This is a genomic window from Flavobacterium sp. JAS (assembly GCF_020991455.1).
GTDB lineage: Bacteria > Bacteroidota > Bacteroidia > Flavobacteriales > Flavobacteriaceae > Flavobacterium.
Map to the genome: position 1 here is coordinate 1 of NZ_JAJMOX010000053.1, position 587 is coordinate 587.

The following is a 587-nucleotide window of genomic DNA, read 5'->3' on the forward strand; positions in this document are numbered from 1 at the left end:
ACAATTCCATAGACCAGCCGTCTCCAATGATATGATGCATTGATAAAAAGAAAACATACTCCTGTTCTTTTACTTTAAGCAGCGAAGCTCTTATAAGAGGTGCTTGTTCTAAATCAAAGATCTCCTGGTTTCTTTCTTCTATATACTTCGCAATGGCTTCTTGTTGGTTTTCTACAAAACTGAAGTCTTCAATCGATATCTTAAAATCTAATTGTTCGCTTGGAATAATATATTGTCTGATATCACCCTGATTATCTGCTTTGAAATACGTTCGCAGTATTTCATGACGTTGTAATAAAAGCTTAAACGATTCCTCGAATTTATCGGTGTCTATATTTCCTTTTAACAAAACTGCTCCGGGCATATTATACGCCAGCGAACCGCCTTCTAACTGGCTCATTATCCATAATCGTCTTTGAGAAGCTGTTAAGGGATATGACTCGCTTTCAGGTGCCTTTGGGATCGCGATATATTCACTCTCCTGCAGCTCTTTACTTACTTCTTCAATAGTTGGATTTGCAAAAAACAATTTGATAGTGATCGTTTTTCCAAACTGTTTATGGATTCTGTTCACTACCTGAACTACA

1 protein-coding gene is annotated in these 587 nt (G+C 36.8%); it reads right to left on the minus strand.

Annotated features, from left to right (window positions below):
• Positions 1–587: condensation domain-containing protein (locus LPB88_RS23700; protein WP_230718274.1), on the minus strand; the 587-nt coding region annotated here is incomplete at both ends.